Annotated in this window: 22 protein-coding genes and 2 tRNA genes; 9 read left to right on the top strand and 15 right to left on the bottom strand. The window is 35.2% G+C overall.

The window, feature by feature from the left end; all coding sequences use genetic code 11:
• Window positions 1-173 precede the first annotated feature (173 nt).
• The 3 genes from groL to AC0NBN_RS04310 all read right to left on the bottom strand — a co-directional run bounded on the left by groL (window position 174) and on the right by AC0NBN_RS04310 (window position 2,606).
• Window positions 174-1,799, bottom strand: coding sequence for a chaperonin GroEL (gene groL / locus AC0NBN_RS04320; protein ID WP_143885253.1), 1,626 nt, complete (start codon window positions 1,797-1,799; stop codon window positions 174-176).
• Between the two features lie 125 nt (window positions 1,800-1,924).
• On the bottom strand, window positions 1,925-2,281 hold the full coding sequence (locus tag AC0NBN_RS04315) for a four helix bundle protein (RefSeq protein ID WP_160813523.1): 357 nt from the start codon (window positions 2,279-2,281) through the stop codon (window positions 1,925-1,927).
• A 46-nt stretch (window positions 2,282-2,327) separates the two neighbouring features.
• Window positions 2,328-2,606, bottom strand: coding sequence for a co-chaperone GroES (locus AC0NBN_RS04310; protein ID WP_034723531.1), 279 nt, complete (start codon window positions 2,604-2,606; stop codon window positions 2,328-2,330).
• 212 nt (window positions 2,607-2,818) lie between these two features.
• Here AC0NBN_RS04310 and AC0NBN_RS04305 point away from each other — a divergent pair, with 212 nt between their 5' ends.
• Window positions 2,819-3,373 (top strand): hypothetical protein, encoded by a 555-nt coding sequence (locus tag AC0NBN_RS04305; protein WP_143885252.1) that lies wholly within the window; start codon window positions 2,819-2,821, stop codon window positions 3,371-3,373.
• 37 nt (window positions 3,374-3,410) lie between these two features.
• Here the strand turns inward: AC0NBN_RS04305 and AC0NBN_RS04300 are convergent, their stop codons facing one another.
• Both AC0NBN_RS04300 and AC0NBN_RS04295 read right to left on the bottom strand, forming a co-directional pair.
• Window positions 3,411-5,789 carry a M1 family metallopeptidase gene (locus AC0NBN_RS04300; protein ID WP_160813524.1) on the bottom strand — a complete coding sequence of 793 codons (2,379 nt, stop codon included), beginning with the start codon at window positions 5,787-5,789 and terminating at the stop codon, window positions 3,411-3,413.
• Between the two features lie 66 nt (window positions 5,790-5,855).
• Window positions 5,856-6,434, bottom strand: a complete 579-nt coding sequence (locus tag AC0NBN_RS04295; RefSeq protein ID WP_160813526.1) for a HupE/UreJ family protein — start codon at window positions 6,432-6,434, stop codon at window positions 5,856-5,858.
• A gap of 67 nt (window positions 6,435-6,501) precedes the next feature.
• Between AC0NBN_RS04295 and AC0NBN_RS04290 the strand changes: the two genes are divergently transcribed.
• The gene (locus AC0NBN_RS04290; RefSeq protein WP_160813528.1) at window positions 6,502-6,681 is read left to right on the top strand and encodes a hypothetical protein; all 180 of its coding nucleotides are present in this window, start codon (window positions 6,502-6,504) and stop codon (window positions 6,679-6,681) included.
• Between the two features lie 58 nt (window positions 6,682-6,739).
• The gene (locus tag AC0NBN_RS04285; RefSeq protein ID WP_160813530.1) at window positions 6,740-7,240 is read left to right on the top strand and encodes a DUF6702 family protein; all 501 of its coding nucleotides are present in this window, start codon (window positions 6,740-6,742) and stop codon (window positions 7,238-7,240) included.
• 1 nt (window position 7,241) lies between these two features.
• Here AC0NBN_RS04285 and AC0NBN_RS04280 read toward each other — a convergent pair whose 3' ends face one another.
• The 3 genes from AC0NBN_RS04280 to radA all read right to left on the bottom strand — a co-directional run bounded on the left by AC0NBN_RS04280 (window position 7,242) and on the right by radA (window position 10,924).
• A complete protein-coding gene (locus AC0NBN_RS04280) occupies window positions 7,242-7,835 on the bottom strand; it encodes an ACP phosphodiesterase (RefSeq protein ID WP_160813532.1) in 594 nt (197 codons plus the stop codon).
• 85 nt (window positions 7,836-7,920) lie between these two features.
• Window positions 7,921-9,459, bottom strand: a complete 1,539-nt coding sequence (locus tag AC0NBN_RS04275) for a zinc-dependent metalloprotease (protein WP_160813534.1) — start codon at window positions 9,457-9,459, stop codon at window positions 7,921-7,923.
• Window positions 9,460-9,574: 115 nt separating this feature from the next.
• Entirely contained in the window at window positions 9,575-10,924 is a 1,350-nt protein-coding gene (gene radA / locus AC0NBN_RS04270; RefSeq protein WP_160813535.1) for a DNA repair protein RadA, read from the bottom strand.
• Window positions 10,925-11,557: 633 nt separating this feature from the next.
• Here radA and AC0NBN_RS04265 point away from each other — a divergent pair.
• Both AC0NBN_RS04265 and yidC read left to right on the top strand, forming a co-directional pair.
• Window positions 11,558-13,165, top strand: a complete 1,608-nt coding sequence (locus AC0NBN_RS04265; protein WP_143885243.1) for a CTP synthase — start codon at window positions 11,558-11,560, stop codon at window positions 13,163-13,165.
• 235 nt (window positions 13,166-13,400) lie between these two features.
• Window positions 13,401-15,218: a membrane protein insertase YidC gene (yidC, locus tag AC0NBN_RS04260; protein ID WP_160813536.1), complete on the top strand. Its 1,818-nt coding sequence runs from the start codon at window positions 13,401-13,403 to the stop codon at window positions 15,216-15,218.
• A gap of 63 nt (window positions 15,219-15,281) precedes the next feature.
• Here the strand turns inward: yidC and aroQ are convergent, their stop codons facing one another.
• On the bottom strand, window positions 15,282-15,692 hold the full coding sequence (aroQ, locus tag AC0NBN_RS04255; RefSeq protein WP_160813538.1) for a type II 3-dehydroquinate dehydratase: 411 nt from the start codon (window positions 15,690-15,692) through the stop codon (window positions 15,282-15,284).
• 123 nt (window positions 15,693-15,815) lie between these two features.
• On the opposite strand from aroQ, the gene AC0NBN_RS04250 reads away from it, so the two are divergent.
• The 4 genes from AC0NBN_RS04250 (at window position 15,816) to AC0NBN_RS04235 (ending at window position 18,016) form a co-directional block, all read left to right on the top strand.
• The gene (locus AC0NBN_RS04250) at window positions 15,816-16,178 is read left to right on the top strand and encodes a hypothetical protein (protein WP_160813540.1); all 363 of its coding nucleotides are present in this window, start codon (window positions 15,816-15,818) and stop codon (window positions 16,176-16,178) included.
• Between the two features lie 147 nt (window positions 16,179-16,325).
• A complete protein-coding gene (locus tag AC0NBN_RS04245) occupies window positions 16,326-16,601 on the top strand; it encodes a YHS domain-containing protein (protein WP_143885239.1) in 276 nt (91 codons plus the stop codon).
• The gene (locus tag AC0NBN_RS04240; protein WP_185147355.1) at window positions 16,588-17,268 is read left to right on the top strand and encodes an SCO family protein; all 681 of its coding nucleotides are present in this window, start codon (window positions 16,588-16,590) and stop codon (window positions 17,266-17,268) included. The genes AC0NBN_RS04245 and AC0NBN_RS04240 overlap by 14 nt, the downstream gene beginning before the upstream one ends.
• A gap of 79 nt (window positions 17,269-17,347) precedes the next feature.
• On the top strand, window positions 17,348-18,016 hold the full coding sequence (locus tag AC0NBN_RS04235; protein ID WP_160813541.1) for a superoxide dismutase: 669 nt from the start codon (window positions 17,348-17,350) through the stop codon (window positions 18,014-18,016).
• Window positions 18,017-18,089: 73 nt separating this feature from the next.
• Here AC0NBN_RS04235 and AC0NBN_RS04230 read toward each other — a convergent pair whose 3' ends face one another.
• The 6 genes from AC0NBN_RS04230 to ruvC form a co-directional block, all read right to left on the bottom strand.
• Complete coding sequence (locus tag AC0NBN_RS04230) at window positions 18,090-19,580, bottom strand: hypothetical protein (RefSeq protein WP_474467180.1); 1,491 nt, start codon at window positions 19,578-19,580, stop codon at window positions 18,090-18,092.
• Window positions 19,581-19,859: 279 nt separating this feature from the next.
• A tRNA-Glu gene (locus AC0NBN_RS04225) sits at window positions 19,860-19,931 on the bottom strand.
• A gap of 68 nt (window positions 19,932-19,999) precedes the next feature.
• Window positions 20,000-20,071 (bottom strand) — tRNA-Glu (locus tag AC0NBN_RS04220).
• Between the two features lie 10 nt (window positions 20,072-20,081).
• Window positions 20,082-20,336 (bottom strand): 30S ribosomal protein S20, encoded by a 255-nt coding sequence (gene rpsT, locus AC0NBN_RS04215; RefSeq protein WP_160813542.1) that lies wholly within the window; start codon window positions 20,334-20,336, stop codon window positions 20,082-20,084.
• Between the two features lie 77 nt (window positions 20,337-20,413).
• Window positions 20,414-20,734 carry a hypothetical protein gene (locus AC0NBN_RS04210; RefSeq protein WP_143885235.1) on the bottom strand — a complete coding sequence of 107 codons (321 nt, stop codon included), beginning with the start codon at window positions 20,732-20,734 and terminating at the stop codon, window positions 20,414-20,416.
• Between the two features lie 215 nt (window positions 20,735-20,949).
• On the bottom strand, window positions 20,950-21,504 hold the full coding sequence (gene ruvC / locus AC0NBN_RS04205) for a crossover junction endodeoxyribonuclease RuvC (RefSeq protein WP_143885283.1): 555 nt from the start codon (window positions 21,502-21,504) through the stop codon (window positions 20,950-20,952).
• Window positions 21,505-21,508: the final 4 nt, after the last annotated feature.

The raw sequence follows: 21,508 nt of genomic DNA, 5'->3' as shown, positions 1-21,508 counted from the left end.
ATTAAATTTAGTTAAACTTTTTGGCTTCGGCAACCTCACTATAATAAACTTAAGTTTATAACCCGAGCCGCTGAATAAGCACTCGGGATTTTTTTATTAATATAACTATAATCAAAGCAAAAAACCGCCCAGAAAAATCTGAACGGTTCATATATTTAAAGCATCGGTGATGACTACATCATTCCCGGCATTCCACCACCCATTGGCATAGCAGGTTCGTCTTTTTTCACTTCAGTGATAACACATTCAGTAGTTAAAAGCATTCCTGAAACAGAAGCTGCATTTTCAAGAGCAACTCTTGTTACTTTTGTAGGGTCAATGATACCTGCTTCAAGCATGTTTACATACTCGTCAGTTTTAGCATTGTAACCGAAATCTGCAGTTCCTTCTGCCACTTTAGCAACGATTACAGAACCTTCACCACCTGCGTTGGCAACGATTTGTCTCAATGGCTCTTCGATCGCTCTTTTTACGATTTTGATACCCGTATTTTCGTCTGCATTGGCACCTGAAAGATCATTTAAAGAAGCGATTGCTCTTACCAAAGCAACACCACCTCCTGCAACGATACCTTCTTCTACAGCAGCTCTTGTCGCGTGAAGTGCATCATCTACTCTGTCTTTTTTCTCTTTCATTTCCACTTCAGAAGCAGCACCTACATACAATACAGCAACACCACCGGCTAATTTAGCCAATCTTTCCTGTAATTTTTCTCTGTCGTAGTCAGAAGTTGTTGTTTCCATCTGAGCTTTGATCTGGTTTACTCTACCTTTGATCTTGCTGTCTTCACCACCACCGTTTACGATTGTCGTGTTATCTTTGTCAATAGATACTTTCTCAGCAGTTCCCAGCATATCCAAAGAGATGTTTTCCATGGTGAAACCTTGCTCTTCAGAAATAACCTGTCCGCCAGTTAAGATGGCGATATCTTCCAACATTGCTTTTCTTCTGTCACCGAATCCCGGAGCTTTTACGGCAGCAATTTTAAGAGAACCTCTTAATTTGTTTACCACTAAAGTTGCCAAAGCTTCTCCTTCAACTTCTTCAGAAATAATCAATAAAGATTTACCACCTTGCGCGATTGGCTCAAGAACAGGAAGCAATTCTTTCATTGAAGAAATTTTCTTCTCAACTAAAAGAATGTATGGGTTTTCAAGTTCAGCCAACATTTTTTCAGGATTAGTCACAAAATATGGCGACTGGTAACCTCTGTCAAACTGCATCCCTTCTACAACATCAACGGTTGTATCAATACCTTTCGCTTCTTCTACCGTGATAACGCCTTCTTTTCCTACTTTTCCGAAAGCTTCAGCGATCAAAGCACCGATTGTTTCGTCGTTGTTAGCAGAAACAGAAGCAACCTGCTTTACCATTTCTGTAGAATCACCAACAGTTTTAGACTGAGATTTTAAATTCTCAACAACTGCAGTTACTGCTTTGTCAATCCCTCTTTTCAGATCCATTGGGTTTGCACCTGCAGCTACGTTCTTAAGACCTTCTCTTACGATAGCCTGTGCCAAAACAGTAGCGGTAGTTGTACCGTCTCCTGCAATATCATTGGTTTTGGAAGCCACTTCTTTTACCATTTGAGCTCCCATGTTTTCTACTCTGTCTTCAAGTTCGATTTCTTTTGCAACTGAAACCCCGTCTTTAGTAACGTGAGGTGCACCGAAAGATTTTTCGATTACCACGTTTCTCCCTTTTGGACCTAAAGTTACTTTTACTGCATTTGCCAATGCATCAACACCTCTTTTTAAAGCGTCTCTTGACTCGATATCGAATTTTATTTCTTTTGCCATATTGTTTTGCTTTTGGCGAATTGCTTTTGGCTTTTGGCTTTTGGCTTTTAGCGATTCGCGTGTTTGATTTTTTGTTTAATTTTAATTCTTTAAAGGCAGTTTGCTTGTTAGCCATCGGCTAGATGCTAGTTGCCGTTGAGCCTGTTCCAAAGGGCGACAAGCTTCTTTTTAAGTATGATTAATTCTTCTTCAAGGATTTGGAATTTCTCTTCTGAGATGTATTCTAAATCTTTTGAAAGGATTAACTGGTTTTCGGCTTCATTTGATGATCCCAGTGCGAAGTTGATGAAATTAGCAAATTCTTTATCTGAATTTCTCCCGCTTCCTTCAGAAATATTATATCCGATTGAAGCAAATGATCTTCTGATTTGAGAGGTTATTCCAAACAGTTCTTCTTTCGGAAAATCTCTGGTTGCTTTATAAATTTTTAAAGTTAACTGATGACTCAATTGCCAAACTTCAAACTTCTTAAAATCTCTCATAAACTATTCTCAATACTGGAAAGGCATCTGCCAGAGCCAACAGCTATTAGCCAATAACTCCTAGAAGATCTCCCTCTTTTACAATTAAGAAATCTTTTCCGTCTAATTTTAATTCAGAACCTGAATATTTTCCGTAAAGAACTTTGTCACCAACCTGAACTGTTGTAGGCTCGTCTTTTTTCCCCGGGCCTACTGCTACTACAGTACCTTCCTGTGGTTTTTCTTTTGCCGTATCCGGGATGATAATACCTGAAGCTGTTTTAGTTTCTGCGGCGATCGGTTCGATCAAAACTCTGTCTGCTAATGGTTTAAAGTTTACTGACATAATATATTTAATTTTTTAGTTATTTCTGTCTTGTACTTCTCTAATTGTGTGCCAATAGACGAGAAAGAAATTTTTGGCAGATTTTTTTGAAGGGATGTGAAATTTTGGCAGACCTTATTATTTGTGTTCTGATGAAATAAATTTATATAAAAGTCATTTGTGTTTCGAATTAAATGATATTTTTGCAAAATCATTAAGAAAAATTAATATAAATGAAAACTATTTTATTATTGGCTGCGATTGGATTGTCATCAATCGGCCTGTATGGTCAAACTGCAACTGAACCTGAATTTATTGGAGAATGTTTATTACTAAAACCTGATCAAAGTACGGTGCTCCTGGAAAAACATATGACACAAACACGTTCTGCTATGAATGCGGGAATGGTGATTACTGGCTTTGGCAGCATTAAATCTAAGCTGCAGATTGATGGATGTTGCTCTATAACAAAACTTAAATCTAGTGATGATATTCAGTTTATTGTACGTGCTGTAGACAATAATACAGATCCTATGGCTATTATCAAGATTTTTGAATTTGATTCAAATAAAAAGTTCAGAAGAGCAGAAATGGCATCTATGAATACTTTCGGGACTACTAAAACGAATAAGCTTCATTATCTTAATTTTACAGGTAAAAAATATGGACAAAATTCATATATAATAACCCTGAAAGATAAGCTGCCGGGAGAATATGGTATTACAGTTACTAATCCTAACTCATTGGATGAGAAAAGTACGATCATATCAACTTTTTCTATTTTGTAATAAAAAAATGGCTGATTAAAATAATCAGCCATTTCATTTAGTCTTTCTTTCCTGCCGCCTGCATCGGATTTACTCTTCCGTTGCCGCCGCCTCTTACCGGACCGTCTTTTTTCTGCTTGAATACCTGAAATTTTGAAGTTTCAGAGGTGCTTCCGTCATGGCTCCAGAAATTGTTTGAAGTATCAATATCTGCTGTTTCTCTCATAGGATCCAGCTGTACAGACTTCAATTTTTTATCAAAATAAAAAGTCTTGGAAACTTTTTGCTCATTGTGTCTCCAGATTTGTGCTGAAGATTTGTCTCTTAGCTTGGTGCCGTCTTCGAAAGTAAATGCAAGAATGATCGGCATTACGACGCCACCTTTGTTAACAAAATCGATTTGATATGCAGTAAAGTTCTTGAGTTTATCCTGCTCTTTTTTATCTAAGGCTTCACTTCCTTCAGTTTTAAAGGTATATTCTTTATTATAGTCTACTTTTTCCTGACCTCGGTCGTATCGGTAATAAAAATCCTGCAGACTTTTGTCTTTTTCTACTTCAAAAGTGATGGTTTTATCTTCTCTGTTTCTTATTTTAGAAATATCTTCAAATTCATTTTGTACAGGTTTCTCAACTTTATATTTAATTTCACGCTCCTGTTGCACAGCTGCAAAATCGGGTGTTGCTACAGTAACTTTATCAATAGCAATGTCAACCGGGTCTGTGCCGTAGAACCAGCCTCTCCAGAACCAGTCCAGATCTTCTCCGCTTGCATCTTCCATCGTTCTGAAAAAATCTGCAGGTTCGGGATGTTTAAACGCCCATCTCTTTGAATAAGTTTTGAAGGCTTTGTCAAAAAGCTCTCTTCCCATAATGGTTTCGCGAAGAATATTTAAACCTGTTGCAGGTTTTGCATAAGCATTGGGTCCAAACTGAATAATATTTTCAGAATTACTCATAATGGGTTCCAACTGATCTTTCGGAAGTTTCATGTAGTCAACAATCGTCCATGCCGGTCCGCGTTTTGAAGGGAATTTGTTGTCCCATTTTTCTTCCGTTAAATATTCGGTGAATGTGTTTAAGCCTTCATCCATCCAGCTCCATTGTCTTTCATCTGAATTGATGATCATCGGAAAAAAATTGTGTCCCACTTCATGAATAATTACCCCGATCATTCCGTTCTTTGTGCCTTCGGAATAAGTTCCGTCTTTTTCTGTTCTTCCGAAATTAAAGCAGATCATCGGATATTCCATCCCGTTGGAAGCCTCTACAGACTGCGCAACAGGATACGGATATGGAACCGTATATTCTGAATAAGTCTTTATAGTATGTGCAACAGCTTTCGTGGAAAATTTTCTGTATAAACCATACGCTTCTTTAGGATAGAAGCTCATTGCCATTACTTTATTGTTGTTTTCCGGAATTAAAACTCCCATTCCGTCCCAAACAAATTTTCTTGATGAAGTCCAGGCAAAATCTCTTACATCTTTGGCTTCAAAAATCCAGGTTTTTCTCTGCTTTGAGCGGTTTTTCTCTGCTTTTTTAGCTTCGTCTAATGTTGCAATTTCAACCGGTTCGTTAGCTTTTTCTGCTTTTCTGTATCTGGTAAGCTGATCTGAGGTAAGAACCTGTTCGTAATTTTTGCATTCGCCCGTTCCGCCCACGATATGATCTGCGGGAACATTTACAGAAACTTTATAATTTCCGAAAACTAAAGCAAATTCTCCTCTTCCTGTAAACTGGTGATTCTGCCATCCCTGAAAATCGCTGTACACACACATTCTAGGAAACCACTGCGTAATAGTATACAAATCATTCCCATCTTCCGGAAAATTTTCATAACCGCCTCTGCCGCCCATTTTCATTCGGTTAGGAATGTTATAATTCCAGTCAATTTTAAAGATGAATTTTTCGCCTTTCTTTAAAACTTTAGGCAGATCAATACGCATCATCGTTTTGTTGACCGTATATTTCAAAGGGTTTCCTGATGCATCTGTTACTTTTTCCAGATTTACTCCGTAACCATTATCTTTCACAGGTAATTCTGAAACTTTCAGCTGCTGATCGCTCACAGCTTTGGGTAGAGTGGAAGAAAAAGGATAATCTGCTTTTTTTACCGACGACTGCTGGTTTTCATCCAACTGGAGCCAGATATAATCTAAATCATCAGGTGAATTGTTGTAATACGTAACAGTTTCAGAGCCTCTCAGATTTCTTTTGTCTTCATCCAGATAAGCGGAAATTTCGTAATCCGCCCTGTTCTGCCAATAAGCGTGTCCCGGTGCTCCGGAAGCTGTTCTGTAGACATTCGGAGTAGGAAGAATGGTTCCCAGCTGCTCAAATTTATTGCCGTGATTGCTTCCTGGGTTGTTTTGGATTTGCTGTGCAGAGACACCCAAATATAAAAATACCGAAAGAGCAGTAACAGTTAGTTTCATGAAAGAAAATTTAAATAATTATCAAATATAATAATAAGTAGTTAAAAATTTCAAAATGTTTCAGTCTTAAAAAGGAATTCTTTCCAAAGTCATCTTTAGAGCCAAAGCAAAAACTCCTGAAGAGATAAATAAAACCCAGTCTTTTTTATTGATCCTAAATAGATTTAAAAGAATAAAAAGCAGTATTAATATTGCAAAAACAATGAGAATCTGTCCCAGTTCAAGACCAATATTAAAACCCAGCAATGGAACTGCAATACTCTGGCTTTTGGCAATCATTACTCTTGCTGTATTGGCAAAGCCCATCCCGTGAATCAATCCGAAAAATAAAGCCAGATAATAATTGAACTTACTTTTTGACTGATTTTTATTTTTATTGAGAATGTTACTCAAAGAAGTTAAAACTATCGTTAGTGGAATTAAAAATTCTACCCAGTCTGAGGATACTCTTACAATGTCTAAAATGCTTAAAGCTAGAGTAATAGAATGCCCAATGGTAAAAGCGGTTACCAAAACCAGTATTTTTTTCCAGTCTTTGGAAGTGTATACTGCGATTAAAGCCAAAACAAAAAGTTGATGATCAAGTGCATCAAGAGAGATGATGTGTTCCCAGCCAAGTTTCAGATAAAATAAAAAATCCTGCATTTTGATGATATTTTTTTAAAATACGATGATACAAAATTTATTTTAACTTTGTGTAAATTTCAACGTCATGATTGTTAATATAGAATTGGAAAATTCTGAGGACTTTGCGTTTATCAAGCAACTTTTAGAAAAAATAAAAGGAGTGAAGTCTGTTTCTGTGCAGAAAGAAGAGCATGAAATGATAGAAGGAGTTCCGGCTCATGTTTTTGAAGAATGTACTTCCGAAAAGAAAATGAAAGTCAGATAAAAGTTCTTTTATTCTTTGATATGAGACAAAATCCTGAAAAAATTATTGAGATTTTAAAATGAAAAAAATATTGTTTCTCTTTGTGTGTTTTATTGCTTTTTCATCATTTACAGATATAAAGCACCCATATCATGTGGGTTCGGTAGAAATCAATTACAATTCAAAGTCAAAAGCTTTTGAAATTACCGGAAGGTTTTTTCTGGATGATCTTGAGAATGGTTTAGCCAAAAAATACGGAAAGCCTTTTCATTTTAATGATTCCAAATATAAAACACAGCTTGATGAAGCTATTAGAAATTACAGTTCAGAATATTTTAAATTAAAAACCAATAGTCAGTTTTTAAAGGTGAACTATGTGGGTTATGAGGAAGACAGCGAATCCGTTAACATTTATCTTGAATCCGAAAAAATTGAAAATCCGAAAAAAATAGAAGCTGCAGTAAGTTTTTTATATAATCTGTTTGATGACCAGATTAACTTGGTTCATGTCATCATCAACGGAACACGGAAAAGTGAAAAATTAACTTATCCGAATCGGTATCTGTATCAGCAGTTTTAGCTTATCTTTCCAATTGTAAAAGTGCATTTTCTGCTTTTGCATGCGCCAGTAAATCCGGAAAGAAATTATCATAACATTTCTGTAATTTTTTTTTATTATCTAAAAAAGCCTGAAAAACCGGAATGTTTTTATCTAAATATTTTGCTTTGTTTAAAACATTCTGAATACTAAACTGGATGCCCCAATCTTCACGGTAATTGAATAACCAGTCATCGTGCTCCATTTTGATAAGCATTCTTTTAAAGGCATTCGGAAAATACTCTAAATTTTCATTTAAAACTTTATAAATTTTAATTGAATGTTCTTTCCAGCCGTTTAAATCATGTAAGCTAAAATCTGTTGCCAGAAAGTAATCCATAGAAACATCTACAAAAGCTCCGGCATACAGTCTCACAAGCGGACTGAATATTTTTTTGGCTTCATGTATTGCGGGGTGTGAGTCGGTAAAGGTATCAATGGCTCTGTGCATGGTGATCCCGTCCTGTATTTCTTTTGGGAAATTATACCGCTCATTGTTCCGGATAAAATCTTCGAGAAACTGCCCGACAATTTGTCCGTCAGAAAAGGAAAGAAATGAGTGGGCAAGAAAATTCATACAATCTTTATAAAGGCTTAAATTTAAAATCCTTTATCTTTAGACTAAGATAAAGGATTTTCCTGATTTAGTTTTAAACAAAAAATTATTTTACAATAAACTTTTTGCTTGCTACAAAAGTATTTTTATCGGTGTAAACATTCAGAAAATATTCTCCTGAAGGAAGTCCTTTCAGATTGATGGTTTTTTTATCACTTGAAATAACAATCTGCCCAAGAATGTTAACTACCTTATAAATATATGCTTCATAATTTTTGATCCAGATATTAATTTCATCTTTTGCAGGATTAGGAAAAACGGTAAAATCTTTTACATCTCTGTTTCCCACTTCAAATGTTCCCAAACTAGATGTAGGCATAAACTGTGAAACAACACATGCAAATCGCGAAAAGCCAAAAGCTTCATTGGCTGGATTTGAATTTCCAATGGCAACTCCAGTGGGTTCAGAATTGTAATTCACATTCGGATTTGCCCATCTGTTGATTCTTGCGCAGGAAATTCCGTTGGTGGTACATTCATCATTATATGCCATGATTGTTCTCCAACGCTGTGATGATGTGCTTGATGTACCCAAAAGTACGGCAGTCTGATTCACATAACCATGATGATTGCTACATGGTGTTGTACTTGAGTCTACAAACCAGTCATGTCTCAGTCCCATATTGTGTCCCATCTCGTGTGAAAGACTGTAATTACTAACCACACAGTTAAATAAAGTTACCGAAAATGCGGCATTTGCAGAATAATTGGTCGGGTTTGTATTGAGATATCCCAATCCGCAGGTATTGGTTGGTGATGCTGTTACCAGAGCGCAAAGATCGGCTCCATAGGTGCTTCTTAAAACGTGTACATCATCTAAAAATCCGTCACCATTGTTTCTGAAATTGGCTAAATCCGTAGAAATGTTCCCTGATTCGGTATAAAAAATCTCACCTGAATACACCAAGTTGATAAAAGTATTGGTAACACCTGAATTAATAAGAGCTGTATTAAAATTTGTAATGGCGGTTGCGGCAAAAGAATTGCTTTGTGAAACACCTCCCCAAGAGGCTCTTGCAGCAGAAGTATACACAATAAGAACGTCGATCGTGGTGGAAGGACAAACTGGTGTGGCATCCAGACAGATGTTTGAATTTACTTTTTGCGAAATTGCAGAATTGTTTACGATAAAATCTTCATTAGAATCTCTCTGAATCAAGGAAGCTTCATTTACCACAGAAACAGCAAATAAATTGGTGTCTAACTGATGGAAAATTATTTTTTCTCCGGAAACAGAAACATACATTCCTGTAATTGCATTTCCTGCTTTAGAAAAAACAAGTTCAGATTTTGGTTCATTTTGTATGCTGAAAACCGAAGATTCACTTCCGTTACTGTATTTAAAATTTCTGGAAAACTGTGCTTTAATCTCTCTGTTGCCCGGTAAAACTATGGTAAGGTCAGATTGTAATCCGAAAGATGATTGTGCATAATATTTAGTTGAAAGATAGGTTGAGGCGAGATCTTTACTAACTTTCTGCTCTGAGTTGAGGCTGTTTTCACTGATGCTGTTCTGGAATATTTTATTCTGTGAAAAAATAATGATACTGAAAAAAAGCATCAAAAAAGTAATTTTGTTTCTCATATTTGGTATTTTAATATGAATTATATTGTTTTTTTTAACCGCTTTACTTCTAAAGTTTTATGAATAAAGCTTTTACAAATGTAAATATAATCTTTTTTGATCAGATTTTATTTTTTTAAAACAGTCTTTCGTGAAAATCCTCAACTTTGCTAACTTCTTCAATTTTGATCCCGAATTTTCTTTTGGGAATTTTATTCAGATTAGAAACAAAAATCTTTTCATAGCCCAGTTTTTCGGCTTCTGTAATTCTTTGCTCAACTTGCGCAACCGGTCGTATTTCTCCGCTTAAACCAATTTCTCCTGCGAAGCAAAACTGTTCAGAAATTGCAATGTCTTCATTGGACGAAAGAATAGAAGCAACTACGGCCAAATCCAAAGCAGGATCATCAGTTTTTATACCACCTGTAATATTCAGGAAAACGTCTTTTGCTCCCAACTGGAAGCCCGCTCTTTTTTCCAGAACAGCCAAAAGCATATTGAGTCTTTTAGAATCAAAACCGGTGCAGCTTCTTTGCGGGGTTCCGTAAACCGCTGTGCTTACCAAAGCCTGAATTTCTAAAAGCATCGGACGGTTTCCTTCTAGTGTTACCGCAACAGAATTTCCTGAAAGTTCCTCAAATTTTTTGGTAATTAAAATTTCGGATGGATTTTTTATCTCTTTTAAACCCTGCGAAATCATTTCATAAATTCCGATCTCGGAAGTCGATCCGAAACGGTTTTTATTGGCTCTCAATAATCGGAAAAGATGATTTCTGTCGCCATCAAAATTCAACACCACATCTACCATGTGTTCCAGTACTTTCGGTCCTGCAATTTGTCCGTCTTTCGTGATGTGACCCACCAAAAATACAGGCACATTATTTTCTTTGGCGTATTTGATGATTTCATTAGAGCATTCCCGAATCTGAGAAACAGTTCCGGGTGAGCTTTCAATCAACTGTGACTGTAGAGTCTGAATGGAATCAATAATCACAAAGTCAGGCTCCAGTTTTTTGGCTTCATGAAGAATTTTTTCCAGATTCGTTTCTGTAAAAAGAAAGCAGTTGGGATTTTTGATTTCCGCCAGACGATCGGCTCTCATTTTGATTTGCGAAGCACTTTCTTCCCCGGAAACATAGAAGATTTTTTTCTTCATTTTCAGAGCAAGCTGAAGAAGCAGGGTAGATTTCCCGATTCCGGGTTCGCCACCGATCAAAGTAACAGACCCCAATACAATTCCGCCGCCCAAAACACGGTTCAGTTCATCAGAAGGTGTTTTTATTCTTGGTTCTTCAATGGCTTCTACTTCAATGATGTTGATAACATTCTGTTTCGATTTTGAAAAAGGGGGAGTTTTGGATGAGGTTTTTTCCACGACTTCTTCTACTAAAGTGTTCCATTCTCCGCAATTTTTGCACTGCCCCGTCCATTGCGGATATTGCGAACCACAGTTCTGACAGAAATATGCTGTTTTGAGTTTTGCCATACTGCGAATTTCAATATTTTTTTTGAATTTTTCAGACTGAAAATTGTTTTAATTTCAAGCATGAAGAATATTTTTTTTGAGTCTGATTATTTTTAGAGTAATGTCATTTTTACATACTGAATCTAAATATGTATATTTTAAACGCAAAGTTTTTTAAAATAAAAACTATATAAGGAGCAAAGAAGATCAGCAAGTTGATTGACGAAGCCATGTTTTCAGGTTTTATGAGCAATTGATTTGCCTTTGCATCTCAAATGAAATGCTTTGAAAATAAAACTTTGCGTAAAATAAAACTTCAATTCAAAAAAATGAGTTTTATGTTTAAAAATGATTGTCTGTCTTTAATCATCATTTTAAAGTTTTGAAAAACTGTTTAATACTTGTTGTAGTTCAAAAAGTTCTTTTATCATGACCAATTCAGAATTCAATTAATTTAACTTTTACAATCATTTTTAATCTATATGATGTAAGACTTTTAAATAAGTCATTGCAACAATAATTTTCATATATATAATTTGGTTTAGGTTAAGGCTTCTCAGTTTTTGGGAAGCCTTTTTAGTTTTTAAAACTACAGATTCCAAAATAAATTGCTTTGCTTTTCTTTTTCCCCTAACTTTGCACAAACCTAATCTAATGAGTAAAAAGAATACAAAGTACATCTTTGTGACAGGAGGTGTAACTTCATCTTTGGGAAAGGGAATCGTTTCTGCTTCTCTTGGTCTATTACTAAAATCACGCGGCTTCAACGTAACTATTCAAAAGCTTGATCCTTACATCAATATTGACCCGGGAACTTTGAATCCTTATGAGCACGGAGAATGCTATGTAACCGAAGATGGTGCGGAGACGGATCTGGATTTAGGTCACTACGAGCGTTATCTTGATGCGCCGACTTCTCAAAACAACAACGTTACTACAGGAAAAATCTACCAGACTGTCATTGAAAAAGAAAGAAAAGGAGACTTTCTTGGAAAAACAGTTCAGGTAATTCCTCATATTACCAACGAAATCAAACGCAGAATTAAAATTCTATCCAAACAAAATTACGATATCATCATTACCGAAATTGGTGGAACTGTCGGAGATATTGAATCTTTACCTTACATTGAAACCGTTCGTCAGTTGAAGTGGGAATTGGGTGAGAAAAATTCTATGGTGATTCATCTTACTTTATTACCATATCTGGCTTCCAGTGGAGAATTAAAAACAAAACCTTCACAGCATTCTGTTCGTCAGCTAATGGAAAGCGGAATCATGGCAGATGTTTTGGTTTGCCGTACAGAACACAAGATTCCAAAAGATCAGAGAGCAAAACTGGCTCAGTTCTGTAATGTTCCTTTGGATAATGTGATTGAATGTAAAGATCTGGAAACGATATATGAAGTTCCGATGTACCTTCAGAAGCAAAATTTTGATGATGTAGTTCTGAAGGAATTAGATCTGAAAAGCGATAAAGATGCCGACCTGAAAGACTGGAAAACATTTCTTAAAAAATTCCAGAATCCTAAAAAATCTGTTGAGATTGCTTTAGTTGGAAAATATGTATCTCTTCAGGATTCATACATCTCAATTGCTGAGGCTTTCAAACATGCCGGAGCTGATTTGGAAACTGAAGTGAAAATAAGATGGGTGTACAGTGGAGATTTAACTTCTGAAAATATTAAAGAAACTTTAGCCGGAGTAAGCGGAATTTTGGTGGCGCCGGGTTTTGGCGACAGAGGAATTGAAGGAAAAGTTCTGACTGCTCAATACGCAAGAGAAAATAAAGTTCCGATGTTGGGAATTTGTTTGGGAATGCAGATCATGACCATTGAATTTGCCAGAAATGTTCTTGGGTATTCTAAAGCCAACTCTATGGAATTTGATACTTCTACCGAACATCCTGTGATTTCTTTAATGGAAGAACAGAAAAATGTAGTAGATAAAGGCGGAACGATGCGTCTTGGAGCCTGGAAATGCTCTTTGAAAAACGGTTCTAGACTAAACGATATTTACGGCGCAAAAAATATTACTGAAAGACACCGTCACAGATATGAGTTCAACAGTGAGTACATTGGTGAATTTGAGAAAAACGGATTTTTAGCGACAGGAACAAACCCTGAAACCGGCTTGGTTGAGGCGTTGGAAATGCCGGATCATCCTTTTTATGTCGGAGTGCAGTACCATCCTGAATACAAAAGTACGGTAGCAACACCACATCCTTTATTCAGAGCATTTATTAAAGCTTGTACTTCGAAATAATTGTAAAATTAGATTGATAGATTTATAGGTTTTTAAAACTTATAAGGTTTGAAAAAAAGTAATTCTGAAATTACGAACGTCATAGATAAGCTCAGACTGATTATTCTCAGCCTGGGTTTATTATATAGTAACACATTATAGTATAGAGTTTTGATAAAAAAACAGTATTTTTGTCGACTCAAAAAGCATGGGATTACCATGTTTGTTTAAATTTAAAAATTTTAATTAAAATAAAATGCAACAGAACAACGGACTCGATAAAAGTCAGATTATCAGTTTTGCGGTTTTATGTTTGGTTCTTTTCGGATTTATGTTTTATTTCCAGAAAGATCAGCAGACAGAGGAGGCTTTAAATGCTGAAAAACAGAAAACAGAACAAAAACAAAATTCTGTAAAGTCTACTCAGGCAGCCAATATCAATCCTAATGTAACACCCAATTCTATTCAGACGGCAACACTTGCTAATAACGAACTGAAGCTTGAGTTTTCAAGTCTGGGAGGTCAGGTTTCTAAAGTGGAGCTTTTGAAATACAAAGCTTACGATCAAAAGACTGATAAAGCAGATCTTCCGCTGTATCTGATCAATAAAAACAATTCGAGCTACGGTTTTCAGTTCAAAGACAAAACAGGGAAAGTAATCAACACCAAAGATTTGGTTTTCTCGCCTGTTGTTAACGGAAATGCGGTGACCTTAACTGCCAATTACAACGGAGCAGCTATCCAGTTTATTTATACTTTAAATACAGCAGGAGAACTGAAAGATCAGTATACTTTAGATTTTAAAGTGAGATCTCAAGGACTGGCAAATATTTCTTCCGATAACAAAGCCGATTTTATCTGGGATTACAGCGTAAGAAATGTTGAAAAAGGAAGATCTCAGGAGCAGTCGCATTCAGAATTTTCGTATGCCTTTAATAATTATAATGATTATGATTATGACGGCAGAACAACCATGGAAGAAGAGAAAGAAACGCTTAACTGGATTGGGGTTAAACAGCAGTTTTTCTCATCTGTAATTGAATCTAAAAGCGGCTTCACGCAAAGCAAAGGAAATCAGGAAAACATAGAAGAAGGGGAATACCTGAAAAAATTAAATTTTGAAGGTTTTGTTCCAATGACAGGAAGTGAACTTAATCAGGATTTCACATGGTATTTTATGCCGCTTGATTTACCGTTACTAAAATCGTATGACAAAAATTTTGACGAAATATTACCTTTAGGATGGTCATTTATTGGTTCTATGAACCGTTATTTCTTCATGCCGATGTACAACATTATTGCAGATTGGGGAATTGCGGCAGGATGGGTAATTTTCTTAATGACGATTATTGTGAAACTGATCTTATCACCTATTATGTACAAACAGCACAAGCTGAGTGCAATGATGAAGGTAATCCGTCCGGAAATAGATGAGGTAAATGCTAAATTTAAGGATGCAGATCCAATGAAAAAGCAGCAGGCTACAATGGAAGTTTACCGAAAAGCAGGCGTCAATCAAATGGCAGGCTGTTTACCGGCATTGGTGCAGATTCCAATATTTTATGCTTTATTCAGATTCTTCCCGAATTTTATTGATTTAAGAGGACAGGGATTCTGGTTTGCAAAAGATTTAACAGCGTATGATGATTTGATTAAATTACCATTCAATATTCCTTTCTTGGGAGATCATTTAAGTGTTTTTGCGATTGCATGTACGATTGTGATTTTAATTTACACCGTAATGACTTCCGGAAATATGCAGCAGCCACAACAGGAAGGAATGCCGAATATGAAAGTAATCATGTATATTTTCCCGATTACATTCTTATTTTTCCTTAATACATCTGCTTCAGGTTTGTCCTGGTATTATTTTGTATCCAATGCAATTAATATTTTGATTATTCTTGTCATTAAATATGTGATTCTGGATGAAAAGAAGATTCATGCACAGATTCAGGCAAATAAAGCACAGCCTAAAAAAGAAGGCAAGTTTCAGAAAAGAATGAGAGAGATGATGGAGAAAGCACAGGAGCAGCAGAAAGCTCAGGAACAACAGAGAAACAGAAAAAAATAATTAGAAAAAACAGTCTCATCAATTTGGTGAGACTGTTTTTTTGTAGATGTTGTTTATCTTTAGCTAAGAAATTAAACTTAATACAGCCAGTCTGTAACCGTTCATGCCAAATCCGGAAAGGACTCCATCTGTATTTGCTGCTGTTACTGATTTTTGACGAAACTCTTCCCGCTTATAAATGTTACTGATATGAACTTCTATCTTAGGTTTACTGATGTTTTTTAAACAATCGGCAATTGCATAAGAATAATGTGTAAAAGCTCCCGGATTGATAATTAAAGCATCAAAATCATCTTTCTGAATGCGATTGATGATTTCTCCCTCAATATTAGATTGATAATAATTCAGCTTTTCAGAGAAAAACTCAGTTTTCAGCTGATTGAGATAATCTTCCATAGAAACAGGACCGTATATCTCCGGCTCTCTTGTTCCCAAAAGATTAAGATTGGGACCGTTGATGATTAAAATTTTCATGATAGGGAAGTGGTTTTAAATTCATTTAACAATGAAGAAATGATTTTGCAAATATAATGACATTCATCATTATTGTCCCGAAATAAAATTTTGAATGGTATATTTGTAATAAAGATTTTATAATTGAAGTTTTTCATATCTCTTTTTATCGTTTTTACCATCGCAATACGACCTGTTTTGCCGTTGATAAATTATGTGGTAAATTATGATTACATCGTAGAAAATCTTTGTGAAAACCGGACTGTAGAAAACTCTTACTGCAAAGGTAAATGCTATATAACAAAAGAGCTATCAAAGACAGAAAAGCAATCTTTGAATGGTCAGAATATTAAAATTGCAGGTTTGGATGTTTTTGTTTCTAATGAAATTCTAACGCTTACTGAAACTTCTTTATTGCCTCAGTCTGCAGTAAAATTATATATCAATAATTCTTGTCTGTACAATTCAGAATATTTTTCAAGAATATTTCATCCTCCCTTGTCTTAGTGAAATTTCGGCTAATCTGTTGTCAGTTTTAATGTAGTTAAAAGCATATTTCTATTGTGAATAATGCTGATTGAGCTATTTTAATATTAAATTTGACTTATCAACAGATTTTTAATTAAACTATTTTTAATTTAAATTTTAAATAAAATGAAATCAAAAATTTTATTCACGGCATTATTGTCGATGTCATTATTCGCCTGCGCTCAGGAAACTCCAAAAGTAAAACAGAAAAAAAATAATAAGTCAGCTAAAACAGAAACTCAAAATGTGAAATTTGCCAATGCGGTAGATCCTATTTGTCACATGAAAACAGAAAGTGATATGAAGGATACAGCGGTTTATAAAAACAAAACCTACGGTTTTTGCAGCAGCTATTGCAGAGACGAGTTCAAGAAAAATCCTGAAAAATATGTCCAAAAATAAAAAAGAAGGGAATAATAAAACTAAAATTATTATTCCCATTATTGTCATTGCTTTACTTTTTTTCGGGATCGGTTTTGGGATGAATTATTTCAAAAAAAATCTTTACACGGTAATGAAAGTTCCGAATTTTGAACTGACAAATCAAAACAATAAAAAAATTACCAGTAAAGACATGCTGGGAAAAGTATATCTTGTAGAGTTTTTTTTCAGCAAATGTCCAACAATTTGTCCTGTAATGAATACCAATATGAGAGCAATTGAGGATGAAATCAACAGTAAGGATTTTGGAATTATCTCTATCAGTATTGATCCTGAAAATGATACTCCCGAAACATTAAAAGAACATGCAAAAAGAATAGGGGTAAAATCTCCAAACTGGCATTTTCTTACGGGAAATCGCGATTATATTGGTAAATTAGCTGATGAATTTGATATTTATGTAGGAGATAAAGAAGATGAAAGTGAAAATCTAAATCATAGCGGAATGATTGCTCTGGTTGATAAAGAAGGAAACATACGTTGTCGATATGATAAACATAATATGCCCATTCTTTATTATTCCGGATTGAATTATGAAGATCCTGAAGGAAAAAATCCTAAACTCAACGGAAAATACCATCCGGATCGGGAAATTTTAATTGAAGATATCAGAAAATTATTGGAATGATTTTGGAAGACAAAGTTTTAGATTATTTATTTTAATCATTTGATTTTCAATTTTATCAAAAACCATAAAATAATACATTATGAAAATTTTTAAAATCGCAGCACTTACTGCAGTTATGACCGCTCAGTTTGCGTTTTCACAATTTAAGCAGTCACCTTTGCCGTATGCTTACAATGCTTTGGAAGGTAATATAGATGCGCAGACTATGGAAATTCACTATTCAAAACATGCAGCAGGATATGTGAACAATCTCAATAAAGCTATTGCGGGAACTCCTCAGGAAAAGCAGAGCTTGTACCAGATACTTTCCAGTGCGTCAAAATTGAGTACAGCAGTAAGAAATAATGCAGGTGGACATTACAATCATGAATTATTCTGGACGGTACTTACTCCGCAAAAAAATACGCAGCCATCAGCAAAACTATCAAAAGCCATCAATGATGCATTCGGAAGCATGGATGCTTTCAAAGAAAAAATGAGTAAAGCCGGTGCAGAACGCTTTGGTTCTGGTTGGGCTTGGCTTTCAGTAGATAAAAAAGGAAAGTTATTTGTTTCTTCAACTCCAAATCAGGATAATCCGTTGATGGATGTTGTAGAGGAAAAAGGAACTCCTATTTTCGGAATTGATGTTTGGGAACATGCTTATTACCTGAAATATCAAAATAAAAGAGCCGATTATCTTACGGCAATCTGGAATGTTACCAATTGGAACGAGATCAGCAGAAGATATGAAGAAGCTGTAAAGTAGAAATTTTTATGCTAAATTATAAAGCCACTGTTTTGCAGTGGCTTTTACTATTATCAATTATCATCACAAGAATTTACTTTATCGTAATTGTCATATTGGGAACAATTATATCACCTGTGTTGCCGGAAAAACGCTGAGCAAAAATCTCAATATAATCGTTGGTAAGAAGTTCGGTAGTTCCATTGATAGGAATTACAACAATATCGTTTGTTGCTGATCCTCTTCCGTAAACTTTAAATTGACTGATAACTGAACCATTTTTGGCGATATAAATGATATACGTTCCGGCTGCGGGTACCTGAAAAGATACAGAGCCAATAATTTGAAAAATTCTTTTCTTTTTTCCTAAATATTTTAATCTGTTGGGAATTCCGTCTGTGGAAAATCTGAATAAATTTGATGATGTGGAAACAGAAGTTGCTGTGCCAATTTTTACAATATTACTCGGGTTACTGTTGTTAAAACTAACAGCAATTCCATTTCCTACCGGATAATCTACAGCAAAATCTCCAACCGCCGTGTTGTCACTTTCTGTAGGAATTCCTGCTGCTCTCACTGTCCAGCTGTTGTTGAAATTATATCCGGGATAAGCACCGGTAGTATAAGGTCTTACATATCCAGCTGTATTTGTTCCGGTAAAAACTACAGATTCCATTACCGCATCTCCGGTAATTGTAAGACCAGATGTAGAAACGTCAAATCCTACAGCCGTTCCGTTTACCTGACTAAAACCGCCTTGTTTTTCTACTAATGTAAATGTGCCTGTCAGCCTTTCATAAGTTCCGGTGTTATTTCCAAACCATCCTATATTGCTAAGAAGTAACTGCGTTATATTGTTGTACGTTATTCCGTTTGTATTGCCAGAGAACTGAATAATGCTTGAAAAGACCAATCCAAAACCTGAAATGATACCGACGCTGTTTGAATTTGCCACAATACAGTCTCTGAAAATTAAATTTTGAGCTGCAGAACTGTTAAGATTAAAAACGCTTCCTGCGGTTGCTGTAAGTGTTACATTTCTGATGCTTCCACCTGTGCTTCCGTCAAATATATTACCTGTCGTTCTGACAATAATATCATTGTTAGTATCTAAACCCTGTATATATGAATTGTTTATGTCAATAGGAAAATCAAACAGTATCTGACCGTTTATTTCGTACAAAGTATCAGCGTCAAACACGTATTTAGTTCCTCCACCTGCTGCAAGTTCAGATGCCAAAACGGTTGCTAAAACATCTGTTGATTTTATACGTTTAAAATTTAGCCTCCCTGTTACACCGCTTGCCATAGGAGACCAGGAAGATGTAGAAGCTACATAATAGTAAAATACTTTTAGCGTTGTGTCATATACCATCAAGCCATCTGCCGGAGATACAATTGCATTTCTTTGAGTGGTGGTCATTCGTGGTGTAAGTAATCCTTTTGATGTAGAATTTAGATCTAGTAAAGAACTGGCATCAGGTGTTGATGTTCCAATTCCAACTTGAGCATTAAGGGTTAATGATAATATGAGCAATAAAAATGATACAAGTTTATGTTTATAAGTAATATAAATGCTTTTCATAATAATAATATTTTGTATTGGTGAATGTAATTCAATAATAAATATTTAATAATTATTATTTATCATTGAAATTAATTGTAGACTAGGGCTTTTCTAATATATATTATGTAAAGCTACGGCAATGTTACACAATGAAATTATGACTTAAGTCATATAACAGTTACCGATTCCATTCGTTGTATATGAATAGATGGAATTTAAGAAATTGGAAGAATTTGTAATATTCAAAACAAAAAACTCTGATACTTGTATTTATCAGAGTTTTTGATTGTCGTTAAGTAGCCCGTAGGGGAATCGAACCCCTCTTACCAGAATGAAAATCTGAGGTCCTAACCGATAGACGAACGGGCCTTCTATCTTCCATAATCACAGATTATGTGTTAGATTTTGTTTTTATAAGTATCAACTCTTAAAATTAGTAGCCCGTAGGGGAATCGAACCCCTCTTACCAGAATGAAAATCTGAGGTCCTAACCGATAGACGAACGGGCCTACTATATAATTACGCTAACTTGTTAACGTGTTTAGTTAATTTACTTTTTAAGTTAGCTGCCTTATTCTTGTGAATAATGTTTTTCTTTGCTAACTTATCCAATAAAGAGATAACTTTTGGCAATTGCTCATTTGCAGCTGCTTTATCTTCTTCATTTCTCAAGACTTTCATTGCAGTTCTTGCAGTCTTGTGGTAATATCTGTTACGAACTTTTCTAACTTCGTTTTGTCTTATTCTCTTAAGTGCTGATTTATGATTTGCCATATCGTTCAAATGTGAGTGCAAATTTATAACCTTTTTTGTTACCCACCAAATTTATTTTTAACTTTTTTTTAAATTCTTTAATTTTCTTCTGAAAGGTACTTTTTAAGCTTATCCAGCGCCTGTTGTACTTTGATATTTTCAGTTTCTTTATCAATTTTTTTGATGATGTTTTCCAACATAATCATTGCGTTGTTCCATTCTCCTGTGGAGTTGGCGAAAGTAAGTCCGTCGATGGTTACTTCAAAAACACTTCTTTCCCCGTTCCTGTAAATTCTGAAACTAATTTTTTCATCGTTGCCTGTTATTCCTTCCGTACTAGTTTTTAGATCATAGCTTTTTGGGTTAGAGCGAATTTTATTAAAAAGCAGTTTTGCTTCCTGAATTTTTAAATCCGGCATGATATAAAATTTTGTAGCCTGAAAAGGAGTTTAATATCTTTTTAAATTGTCTTTATAAAGAACGATTAAATTACATTAACCACAACTTTATGTCGGCTGAAATTTAAAAGAACGTAATGCCTCCCCTTTAAGGAATTGCAAATGTAAGATTTTTAATATCTCCGGCAAAAATATTTTCAAACCTGAATAAAAAAATTATATTCAGCTCACTATTTTTATTTAAGACGATCAGGATTTTGTTTAAGAAAACTTTCCCAGCCGGTGTAAGATTTCGTATCTGTTAGCGTACCGGAATTAAAGTGATGACAGACCGCAACCGCCAGTCCGTCAGATGCATCCAGGTATTTTGTGGGAAATTCTTTAAGATTTAAAAGGTTTTGTAGCATTCCTGCAACCTGTTCTTTACTGGCATTTCCGTTTCCTGTGATTGCCATTTTTATTTTTTTAGGAGAATACTCTGTAATTGGAATATTACGGTGTAAGCTGGCTGCCATTGCCACTCCCTGTGCTCTTCCAAGCTTTAGCATTGACTGTACATTTTTACCATAAAAAGGAGCCTCTAATGCCACTTCGTCTGGGTGGAATTCGTCAATAAGTGCTAATGTTTTGTCAAAAATATATTTCAGCTTGGTTTCGTGATTGGGATATTTTTTCAGGATCAGTTCATGGATAGAAATCATTTCCATTTTGCCTTTTTTTACCGAAATCAGCCCAAAACCCATAATAGCGGTTCCGGGATCAATGCCTAAAATTATTTTTTCTGCTGCAATCATT

This window comes from Chryseobacterium sp. L12 (assembly GCF_056133985.1).
Note: the sequence above shows the minus strand (reverse complement) of the source record. Positions and strands in the feature narration are given on the sequence as shown.